Origin of the sequence: Acinetobacter sp. YH12116, from assembly GCF_013418895.1 — a bacterium.
GTDB classification, from domain to species: Bacteria; Pseudomonadota; Gammaproteobacteria; order Pseudomonadales; family Moraxellaceae; genus Acinetobacter; species Acinetobacter indicus.
The window spans coordinates 1-9,979 of record NZ_VPBE01000047.1; the positions used below are offsets into that span (position 1 = coordinate 1).

Sequence of the window (9,979 nt, forward strand, 5' to 3'; positions counted from 1 at the left end):
TGTTCAAATGGCGATTCAGCGTTTAATTGGTTTTGGGAAAAAAGAAGAGTTTAAGGAAATTTTGGCAATTTTAAGAAAGCAGAATCCTGATAGGATAAGGGTTCTGTGAAATTTGTCGTGTACAGAGTATTTTTTTAGTACATTTACGGCGTTAGAATGACTTTACGACGGTCTTCTTCCTTTTTATCAAAAATACGGTAACCTTCCGCAGCATCTTCCAGTTTCATGCGATGGGTAATAATCACATCTGGAGACAGATCTCCATTTTCAATATGTTCGAGCAACTGCGGCAAGTATTTATGCACATGGGTTTGCCCCATTTTAAAAGTCAAACCTTTATCAAAGGCATCACCAAACAGGAAGCCATGAATTGGACCGGCATAAACCCCCGGTACACTCACCACACCGCCGCGGCGGACTGCTGCAATACATTGTCTGAGCGCTGAACCACTCGAACCTTCTAATTTCAGGTTGGTCATTACGGTTTCCAGAACACTCCCTTTGGCCTCGAAACCAACGGCATCAATAACTGCATCAACACCACGATAACCTGCTGTATTTTGAATAATAAATTCAGCTGCATCGACTTCATCAAAGTTGACCGGAATGACCCCATAGGTTTGATGAGCAAATCGCAAGCGATAAGGGTGATGGTCTACCATGAAGATCTGTTCGGCACCGAGCATCCGTGCACAAGCTGCAGATAACAGACCGACTGGACCAGCACCATAAATTGCCACTGTAGAACCACGGGTGACTTGAGCATTGGTTACTGCCTGCCAGGCTGTTGGCAGAATATCGGTCAGGAATAATACTTTTTCATCAGGCAAAGAGCCGGGAACCTTAAACGGTCCGACATTACCTTTGGGAATTCGCACATATTCAGCCTGACCACCCGGAACACCACCATACAGGTGGCTAAAGCCAAACAAGGCCGCTCCTGGTGGAATCTGTTTTTTATTCAGGATCGCACCACGACCCGTATTGGTATTTTCACAGGCAGCCATGAGTTCATGTTCACAGAAAAAACAGTGACCGCATGCAATGACAAAGGGAATGATCACCCGGTCACCTTTTTTGACTTCTGTCACTGCAGGGCCGACTTCTTCTACAACTCCCATAAATTCATGGCCGAAAATATCACCGTCTTCAGTGGCCGGGATTTTACCCCGGTATAGATGTAGATCTGAGCCACAGATAGCGGTGGCTGTCACCCTTAAAATAACGTCATCTGGTTCCTGAATCACTGGATCTGGAACAGATTCAACTCGTACATCCCGAGCACCATGATAGGTAAGAGCACGCATGCGGATTTCCTCTCTAGTTCAACATAAATAGTCTCAAATAAGGCTGCTGATTATTAAAAAGCCTTTTTATTAGAGCCTTATAACCTGACCTAGAGCTGTAAATTAATGTATGAAATAAGGAAGCCGAGTGTTTAAAAAATAAACTTATATAGTACTTGCGTAATTCACTACAAAATATGTCAAAAATCGAGTAAATGATTAACCAAGCTGAGAAGTGTAGGAAAATAGGTAAGAGAAAAGATTTACTAATAGCAGAGAAAATATAAACCCATAAAAAAAGGATCAGTAACTATAGTTAATGATCCTTGAAGCTTTAAATGAATATTAAAATTAACTTTCCTGGAAAGACTGTTCCAGTTCTTCTAATTCCATCATCAGTTCTTGCATCTGTTCTTCAGCAGTTTCCAGTTGTGCTTTCAGTTCAGTCTGCTCATTCATGAGCTTAAGCAATTCATCCTTACGCGCTGCATCATACAGACCAGTATCTGCCAGCTTTTCTTCAATTGCAGCGAGTTTTGGCTGCAACTTTCCGATCTGGCTTTCACATTTTTCAATATTTTTGCGAATCGGCCGAGTCTGCTCACGTTGGCGAGCAGCCTCCTTGCGTTGGGTTTCTTTATCCATTTTACTCGGTACAGATTTCGCTTCAGCTTGCTGTGTTTTCACCACTTCAGCAGTTTTAGGCGCATTTTTTAATAATTCTGCACGTGCCTGACGTAACCACTCGGCATAAGCCACCAGATCACCATCAAATTCAGTACATTTGCCGTTATGAACTAACAGCAGCTCATCACAGACACTGGCGATCAGCTGACGTTCATGCGAAACCAGCACGACAGCACCCTCGAAATCTTGTAGTGCCATCGTTAAAGCATGACGCATATCCAGATCCAGATGGTTGGTTGGTTCATCCAGAATCAGCACGTTTGGACGCTGCCATACGATTAATGCAAGTGCTAAACGGGCACGTTCACCACCCGAGAAACTTTCACTTGGTGTATCCATGCGTTCGCCGCTAAAGCCGAAGCTGCCGAGGAAAGAACGCAAGCTGGCCTCACTAATTTTAGGATCAGCGATACGTGCCAGCTGCAACATCGGGCTGGCGCTACCATCCAGTGCATCCATCTGGTGCTGGGCAAAGTAGCCAATATTTAACAATTCTGAGTCTTTACGAAGACCTTTAATTAAAGCTAAATCACCGACGAGAGATTTAATCAGAGTCGATTTACCAGCACCATTCATCCCCAGCAGACCAATACGGCTATTTGGAGTAATTTGCAGGGTAACATTACGCACAATCAGCTTATCGCCATAACCGATATCGGCATTTTCCAGTTGTAGTAATGGTGAACTCATTTTGGTTGGTTCACGGAAGCTGAAAGTAAACGGCGTATCTACATGCGCAACAGAGAGTTCCTGCATACGCTCCAGCTGCTTGATTCGGCTCTGGGCCTGTTTTGCCTTGGTGGCTTTGGCCTTAAAACGGTCAATAAATTTTTGTAGATGGGCACGCACTTCAAGCTGCTTTTCATAGGCTTGTTGCTGCTGTGCCAGACGTTCGCTACGGGTACGCTCAAAAGTCGAGTAATTACCGGTATAAAGTATCAGTTCCTGATTTTCGATATGTAAAATATGATCGGTAATGGCATCCAGGAAATCCCGGTCATGTGAAATCAGCACCAAGGTGCCTTCATAGGATTTGAGCCAATCTTCTAGCCAAAGAATCGCATCTAAATCTAAATGGTTGGTCGGTTCATCCAGTAATAACAGATCAGAACGGCTCATCAAAGTACGCGCCAGATTGAGACGCATACGCCATCCCCCCGAAAAACTGGCAACATCCAGCTCGGATTGATAATCCATAAAGCCCAAACCTGCCATCAGCTGTGAAGCCTTAGAGGGTGCCACATAACCGGAAATTTCGTCAAAGCGGCCATATAGGCGTGCCAGTTCAGCATCATCCAGCTGTTCAGGATGATTCAGCTTTTGTTGGATATCCCAGTATTCCTCATCGCCAGACAGGACAAAATCAATCGCCTTCATATTCAAGGCTTTGATTTCCTGGGCCATATGCGCCACAGTCCAGACTGCAGGACGGGTCAGGGAACCACTGTCAGACTCAATCCCACCCAATAGTGCTGAAAATAGGGTCGACTTGCCGGCTCCATTGACACCGGTCAGGCCAATTTTCCATCCAGGATGCAATTGCATGGAGGCTTTCTGGAAAAGGATGCGTCCACCGCGGCGTATGGTTAACTGATCTAACTGAATCATGGAACTGTACTGACATTCGACAAGAAGAATGGCGCTATTCTAAAGGAAAGCCCATCAAAATAAAAGGCACTGTTGCAAATAGTCGGTGGTGATAAACTTATCATCCCCTTTTGCTGATGGAGCTGCACATGAACCCATTCAAAGGCCGGCATTTTCAGCGTGACATCATTCTGTGGGCCGTACGCTGGTACTGCAAATACGGCATCAGTTACCGTGAGCTGCAGGAGATGCTGGCTGAACGCGGAGTGAATGTCGATCACTCCACGATTTACCGCTGGGTTCAGCGTTATGCGCCTGAAATGGAAAAACGGCTGCGCTGGTACTGGCGTAACCCTTCCGATCTTTGCCCGTGGCACATGGATGAAACCTACGTGAAGGTCAATGGCCGCTGGGCGTATCTGTACCGGGCCGTCGACAGCCGGGGCCGCACTGTCGATTTTTATCTCTCCTCCCGTCGTAACAGCAAAGCTGCATACCGGTTTCTGGGTAAAATCCTCAACAACGTGAAGAAGTGGCAGATCCCGCGATTCATCAACACGGATAAAGCGCCCGCCTATGGTCGCGCGCTTGCTCTGCTCAAACGCGAAGGCCGGTGCCCGTCTGACGTTGAACACCGACAGATTAAGTACCGGAACAACGTGATTGAATGCGATCATGGCAAACTGAAACGGATAATCGGCGCCACGCTGGGATTTAAATCCATGAAGACGGCTTACGCCACCATCAAAGGTATTGAGGTGATGCGTGCACTACGCAAAGGCCAGGCCTCAGCATTTTATTATGGTGATCCCCTGGGCGAAATGCGCCTGGTAAGCAGAGTTTTTGAAATGTAAGGCCTTTGAATAAGACAAAAGGCTGCCTCATCGCTAACTTTGCAACAGTGCCATTTTAAGCGTTATGCTAAGCCCAGGAAGCCGCAGGATCTTTTGAACCACAACTGCATTAACGTCCGCTATTCTGATACGAGTGGATTGTACGCCTGGGAATTCGAGAAAGATGCTCAGAAATTCAGTCTGAAAGTCAAAGGGCAATATATTGCGAACAGCACGATTCATCAGCTCGATGCAGCATTAGACGGGCTGGGGATTGCCTATATTCCCGAGTATGTTGCAGATGGATATATCAAAAGCGGCAAGCTGATTGCTGTTCTGACCGAGTGGTGTCCATATTTTGACGGCTACCATATTTATTATCCTCACCGCCGACAGGATTCTCCTGCGTTTATGGCTTTTCTGCAAGTTTTGCGTGACAGGTACAATAATGGAATAAGATAAATTTATGAGTAAAGGATTATGTCCACGATAAGCACCTGGGTCGATTCCTGGGAGGCGGCCATGAGGGTAGGGAAGCGCCGTCCCGTCAAGTCAGCGTAATGCTCTGCCAGTGTTACAACCAATTAACCAATTCTGATTAGAAAAACTCATCGAGCATCAAATGAAACTGCAATTTATTCATATCAGGATTATCAATACCATATTTTTGAAAAAGCCGTTTCTGTAATGAAGGAGAAAACTCACCGAGGCAGTTCCATAGGATGGCAAGATCCTGGTATCGGTCTGCGATTCCGACTCGTCCAACATCAATACAACCTATTAATTTCCCCTCGTCAAAAATAAGGTTATCAAGTGAGAAATCACCATGAGTGACGACTGAATCCGGTGAGAATGGCAAAAGCTTATGCATTTCTTTCCAGACTTGTTCAACAGGCCAGCCATTACGCTCGTCATCAAAATCACTCGCATCAACCAAACCGTTATTCATTCGTGATTGCGCCTGAGCGAGACGAAATGCGCGATCGCTGTTAAAAGGACAATTACAAACAGGAATCGAATGCAACCGGCGCAGGAACGCTGCCAGCGCATCAACAATATTTTCACCTGAATCAGGATATTCTTCTAATACCTGGAATGCTGTTTTCCCGGGGATCGCAGTGGTGAGTAACCATGCATCATCAGGAGTACGGATAAAATGCTTGATGGTCGGAAGAGGCATAAATGCCGTCAGCCAGTTTAGTCTGACCATCTCATCTGTAACATCATTGGCAACGCTACCTTTGCCATGTTTCAGAAACAACTCTGGCGCATCGGGCTTCCCATACAATCGATAGATTGTCGCACCTGATTGCCCGACATTATCGCGAGCCCATCTATACCCATATAAATCAGCATCCAGGTTGGAATTTAATCGCGGCCTCGAGCAAGACGTTTCCCGTTGAATATGGCTCATAACACCCCTTGTATTACTGTTTATGTAAGCAGACAGTTTTATTGTTCATGATGATATATTTTTATCGGCACTGTTGCAAATAGTCGGTGGTGATAAACTTATCATCCCCTTTTGCTGATGGAGCTGCACATGAACCCATTCAAAGGCCGGCATTTTCAGCGTGACATCATTCTGTGGGCCGTACGCTGGTACTGCAAATACGGCATCAGTTACCGTGAGCTGCAGGAGATGCTGGCTGAACGCGGAGTGAATGTCGATCACTCCACGATTTACCGCTGGGTTCAGCGTTATGCGCCTGAAATGGAAAAACGGCTGCGCTGGTACTGGCGTAACCCTTCCGATCTTTGCCCGTGGCACATGGATGAAACCTACGTGAAGGTCAATGGCCGCTGGGCGTATCTGTACCGGGCCGTCGACAGCCGGGGCCGCACTGTCGATTTTTATCTCTCCTCCCGTCGTAACAGCAAAGCTGCATACCGGTTTCTGGGTAAAATCCTCAACAACGTGAAGAAGTGGCAGATCCCGCGATTCATCAACACGGATAAAGCGCCCGCCTATGGTCGCGCGCTTGCTCTGCTCAAACGCGAAGGCCGGTGCCCGTCTGACGTTGAACACCGACAGATTAAGTACCGGAACAACGTGATTGAATGCGATCATGGCAAACTGAAACGGATAATCGGCGCCACGCTGGGATTTAAATCCATGAAGACGGCTTACGCCACCATCAAAGGTATTGAGGTGATGCGTGCACTACGCAAAGGCCAGGCCTCAGCATTTTATTATGGTGATCCCCTGGGCGAAATGCGCCTGGTAAGCAGAGTTTTTGAAATGTAAGGCCTTTGAATAAGACAAAAGGCTGCCTCATCGCTAACTTTGCAACAGTGCCAGTTTTATTACGAACGTGTTTTGGGTGGACAACGGAAAACATATTTCATCGAAAGACCAAAAAAAGAAAAAACACTTCCTGTTGTGATGAGTGAAGAAGAAACCATTCGGGTACTACGCGCTATTGAAAACGTGAAACACAAGGCTATTCTGATGACTATTTATTCGGCAGGTTTGCGCATTTCTGAATGTATAAACCTGAAAATAAAAGACATTGACTCCAAGCGCATGCAAATTCGTATAGAACAGTCAAAAGGAAAAAGAGATCGTTATACCATTTTATCTGAGAAAACATTAATTATTTTAAGAACATACTTTATGGAATATAAACCAAAAGATTATTTATTTGAAGGTCAAAAAGGTGGCGCATACTCAAGCCGAAGTATTCAAAACATTTTTAAAGCAGCTGTTTTAAAAGCAAAGATTCAAAAGGAAGTTACTGTACATACCTTACGACATAGCTTTGCAACGCATTTGCTTGAGAATGGTACGAGTTTACGTTATATTCAATCGTTGTTAGGTCATTCAAGCAGTAAAACAACTGAGGTTTATACACATATTACCACCAAGGGAATGGAACAATTAAAAAGTCCGATGGATTTGTTAGATATATAGAAAGGATTTGTATATTTGAGCAAAACTTAACAAAAAGCACTATGAATATAAATCCTTTTGAGAGAGTAGAAACGAACGGTAAACGGTTGAAAACGGATTTGTCACTGATAATGAAAGGTTTAGCAAAATAAGATATAGTGGATATATACGCCATTTGGCGTATAGCCACTTGTTATGTGCCATTTTTGAATGACAATGCGAATAGATACGGACAAACAAATGAATTTACTTAGTGATAAGAACGTTGCAATAATTGGTGGTGGACCCGTTGGACTGACTATGGCAAAATTATTACAGCAAAACGGCATAGACGTTTCAGTTTACGAAAGAGACAACGACCGAGAGGCAAGAATTTTTGGTGGAACCCTTGACCTACACAAAGGTTCAGGTCAGGAAGCAATGAAAAAAGCGGGATTGTTACAAACTTATTATGACTTAGCCTTACCAATGGGTGTAAATATTGCTGATGAAAAAGGCAATATTTTATCCACAAAAAATGTAAAGCCCGAAAATCGATTTGACAATCCTGAAATAAACAGAAATGACTTAAGGGCTATCTTGTTGAATAGTTTAGAAAACGACACGGTTATTTGGGATAGAAAACTTGTTATGCTTGAACCTGGTAAGAAGAAGTGGACACTAACTTTTGAGAATAAACCGAGTGAAACAGCAGATTTGGTTATTCTTGCCAATGGTGGAATGTCGAAAATAAGGAGCTTTGTTACCGACACGCAAGTTGAAGAAACCGGTACTTTCAACATCCAAGCTGATATTCTTCAACCGGAAATAAACTGTCCCGGATTTTTTCAGCTATGCAACGGCAACCGATTAATGGCGGGACATCAGGGCATTTTATTGTTTGCCAATCCCAATAATAATGGTGCATTGTATTTAGGAATTAGTTTTAAAACGCCCGATGAATGGAAAAATAAAATTCCCTTAGATTTTCAGGACAGAAACAGCGTTGCCGATTTTTTATTGAAAAGATTTTCCAAATGGAGTGAAGTTTACAAACAATTAATACGTTCGGTATCAACATTTCAATGCTTGCCCACAAGGAAATTTCCTTTGAACAATGATTGGAAAAGTAACCGTCCATTACCCATAACAATGATTGGCGATGCTGCTCATTTGATGTCGCCTTTTGCAGGACAGGGTGTAAATACGGGATTATTGGATGCTTTGATATTGTCTGAAAACCTTACAAACGGAGAATTTACAAGTATTGAAAATGCCATCGAAAACTACGAACAACAAATGTTTGTTTATGCAAAAGATACGCAGGACGAATCGACAGAAAACGAAACCGAAATGTTTAGTCCCAATTTTTCGTTTCAAAAATTATTGAATCTATAAACAGTAAGAAAAAACGGCTACTAACAAGCAGTTTTGCAATAGTGGGGCAGAAGTGCAAAATTGAACTTGTGTGCTTCTATCAACTTTTGTACATTAGCTGCCAGTTTAAGATGGGTGCATTTGAGTATGCCCAAAGGAGCCCGCAAGTATGCGCAGGACGAAGCCAGTAGCCGCGCCGATGGTGGCGCGGGTCTATCTGCGCGTCAGCACCGACGCGCAGGACTTGGAACGCCAAGAGGCGATCACTACGGCCGCGAAGGCCGCCGGCTACTACGTCGCCGGCATCTACCGTGAGAAGGCATCCGGCGCACGCGCCGACCGGCCTGAGCTGCTGCGCATGATCGGCGACCTACAGCCCGGCGAGGTGGTCATTGCCGAGAAGATCGACCGCATCAGCCGCCTACCTTTGCCCGAGGCCGAGCGCCTGGTGGCCTCGATACAGGCCAAAGGCGCACGCCTGGCCGTCCCTGGCGTGGTCGATCTATCCGACCTGGCGGCCGAGGCCCAGGGCGTCGCCAAGATCGTGCTGGAAGCCGTGCAGATCATGCTTTTTCGCCTGGCCTTGCAGATGGCCCGCGACGACTACGAGGACAGGCGCGAACGCCAGCGCCAAGGCATTGAGTTGGCCCGCCAGGCCGGGCGGTACAAGGGCCGCCGTGCTGATCCGAAGCGCCGCGCCCAAGTTGTCGCGCTGCGCAAGTCCGGCTACAGCATCAACAAGACCGCCGAGCTGGCCGGGTACAGTGCGGCCCAGGTGAAACGGATATGGGCCGAGGTCAGCCAGGCCGAAGCGAAGCAGCACGGCGCGTTCGTGGAGGACGCATTGACGGAAGCCGATGCCCTGGCCGCTGTCGGCCAGGATGAGCGCCAGGAGGAAAGGGCATGAAGAAGCCGAACCAAGACGACGAGCCGTTTTTCATCACCGAGGAGATTGCGGCCGAAATGATCGCCGGCGGCTATGAGTTCGAGCTGCCGCCCATTCCTTGCACCATCCGCCTACGCGACGTGCTGGAGCGCATGACCGATGCTGAGCTAGCATTGCAGCCGGGCGAGATCGCCGACCAGGAGCGTGAACGCTGCCGGCGCAAGCCGTGTTCAACCTCATGATCTGGTCATGGTATTTTTCATGGCACTGAGCCTGATAGTTCTTGCAAATTGTTGTCACTAAAGGGTTTTGTGTGCTTGTTTACAATCGAGTGGGAGTGACGGGCACTGGCTGGCAATGTCTAGCAACGGCAGGCATTTCGGCTGAGGGTAAAAGAACTTTCCGCTAAGCGATAGACTGTATGTAAACACAGTATTGCAAGGACGCGGAA

At 46.2% G+C, this 9,979-nt stretch carries 10 protein-coding genes; 7 read left to right on the top strand and 3 right to left on the bottom strand.

What is annotated here, in order from left to right:
• Positions 1–143: 143 nt before the first annotated feature.
• Positions 144–1,307: a zinc-dependent alcohol dehydrogenase gene (locus tag FTU54_RS14525; protein ID WP_180006203.1), complete on the bottom strand. Its 1,164-nt coding sequence runs from the start codon at positions 1,305–1,307 to the stop codon at positions 144–146.
• Between the two features lie 330 nt (positions 1,308–1,637).
• Positions 1,638–3,581, bottom strand: coding sequence for an ATP-binding cassette domain-containing protein (locus FTU54_RS14530; protein WP_180006202.1), 1,944 nt, complete (start codon positions 3,579–3,581; stop codon positions 1,638–1,640).
• 128 nt (positions 3,582–3,709) lie between these two features.
• Here FTU54_RS14530 and FTU54_RS14535 point away from each other — a divergent pair, with 128 nt between their 5' ends.
• Complete coding sequence (locus FTU54_RS14535) at positions 3,710–4,414, top strand: IS6-like element IS26 family transposase (protein ID WP_001067855.1); 705 nt, start codon at positions 3,710–3,712, stop codon at positions 4,412–4,414.
• A 39-nt stretch (positions 4,415–4,453) separates the two neighbouring features.
• Positions 4,454–4,855, top strand: a complete 402-nt coding sequence (locus FTU54_RS14540) for a LysR substrate-binding domain-containing protein (protein WP_001183556.1) — start codon at positions 4,454–4,456, stop codon at positions 4,853–4,855.
• A 136-nt stretch (positions 4,856–4,991) separates the two neighbouring features.
• Here the strand turns inward: FTU54_RS14540 and FTU54_RS14545 are convergent, their stop codons facing one another.
• Positions 4,992–5,807, bottom strand: a complete 816-nt coding sequence (locus tag FTU54_RS14545) for an APH(3')-I family aminoglycoside O-phosphotransferase (protein WP_000018323.1) — start codon at positions 5,805–5,807, stop codon at positions 4,992–4,994.
• A gap of 129 nt (positions 5,808–5,936) precedes the next feature.
• Between FTU54_RS14545 and FTU54_RS14550 the strand changes: the two genes are divergently transcribed.
• From FTU54_RS14550 to FTU54_RS14570, 5 genes are all read left to right on the top strand, one after another.
• On the top strand, positions 5,937–6,641 hold the full coding sequence (locus FTU54_RS14550) for an IS6-like element IS26 family transposase (RefSeq protein WP_001067855.1): 705 nt from the start codon (positions 5,937–5,939) through the stop codon (positions 6,639–6,641).
• A 72-nt stretch (positions 6,642–6,713) separates the two neighbouring features.
• A complete protein-coding gene (locus FTU54_RS14555) occupies positions 6,714–7,307 on the top strand; it encodes a tyrosine-type recombinase/integrase (RefSeq protein WP_205779272.1) in 594 nt (197 codons plus the stop codon).
• Between the two features lie 189 nt (positions 7,308–7,496).
• Entirely contained in the window at positions 7,497–8,663 is a 1,167-nt protein-coding gene (locus FTU54_RS14560; protein ID WP_024160783.1) for a tetracycline-inactivating monooxygenase Tet(X3), read from the top strand.
• Positions 8,664–8,811: 148 nt separating this feature from the next.
• On the top strand, positions 8,812–9,549 hold the full coding sequence (locus FTU54_RS14565; protein WP_001366550.1) for a recombinase family protein: 738 nt from the start codon (positions 8,812–8,814) through the stop codon (positions 9,547–9,549).
• Complete coding sequence (locus tag FTU54_RS14570) at positions 9,546–9,770, top strand: hypothetical protein (protein ID WP_000743213.1); 225 nt, start codon at positions 9,546–9,548, stop codon at positions 9,768–9,770. The genes FTU54_RS14565 and FTU54_RS14570 overlap by 4 nt, the downstream gene beginning before the upstream one ends.
• Positions 9,771–9,979: the final 209 nt, after the last annotated feature.

What these genes read in the sequence shown, in the direction of transcription:
- FTU54_RS14525 (WP_180006203.1), bottom strand. Translation starts at nt 1,307, where the DNA reads ATGCGTGCTCTTACCTATCATGGTGCTCGGGATGTACGAGTTGAATCT.
- FTU54_RS14530 (WP_180006202.1), bottom strand. Translation starts at nt 3,581, where the DNA reads ATGATTCAGTTAGATCAGTTAACCATACGCCGCGGTGGACGCATCCTT.
- FTU54_RS14535 (WP_001067855.1), top strand. Translation starts at nt 3,710, where the DNA reads ATGAACCCATTCAAAGGCCGGCATTTTCAGCGTGACATCATTCTGTGG.
- FTU54_RS14545 (WP_000018323.1), bottom strand. Translation starts at nt 5,807, where the DNA reads ATGAGCCATATTCAACGGGAAACGTCTTGCTCGAGGCCGCGATTAAAT.
- FTU54_RS14550 (WP_001067855.1), top strand. Translation starts at nt 5,937, where the DNA reads ATGAACCCATTCAAAGGCCGGCATTTTCAGCGTGACATCATTCTGTGG.
- FTU54_RS14560 (WP_024160783.1), top strand. Translation starts at nt 7,497, where the DNA reads ATGACAATGCGAATAGATACGGACAAACAAATGAATTTACTTAGTGAT.
- FTU54_RS14565 (WP_001366550.1), top strand. Translation starts at nt 8,812, where the DNA reads ATGCGCAGGACGAAGCCAGTAGCCGCGCCGATGGTGGCGCGGGTCTAT.
- FTU54_RS14570 (WP_000743213.1), top strand. Translation starts at nt 9,546, where the DNA reads ATGAAGAAGCCGAACCAAGACGACGAGCCGTTTTTCATCACCGAGGAG.